General features: G+C 45.1%; 1 protein-coding gene. It reads left to right on the forward strand.

What is annotated here, in order from left to right:
- Positions 1-215 (forward strand): transposase (locus H9X84_RS12980; RefSeq protein WP_205134656.1); only part of this gene is annotated, 215 nt, incomplete at both ends.

A 215-nucleotide genomic window follows, 5' to 3' on the forward strand; every position in this document is an offset into this window, starting at 1 on the left:
AAATGGAGCGGAAAATATCCGAAAATCGCGAAATCCTGGAAAGACAACTGGGCAAATCTTTCGACTTATTTCAAATATCCGGAAGCGGTTCGCCGCCTGATCTATACCACGAATGCCATCGAGGGATTTAACCGGCAGCTGCGGAAGGTCACGAAATCCAAAACGGTATTTCCTTCGGATGAAAGTCTCCTAAAAATGCTGTATCTGGCTATGAT

Origin of the sequence: Anaerotignum lactatifermentans (assembly GCF_016902535.1) — a bacterium.
In the GTDB taxonomy this organism is placed as follows: domain Bacteria; phylum Bacillota; class Clostridia; order Lachnospirales; family Anaerotignaceae; genus Anaerotignum; species Anaerotignum lactatifermentans_A.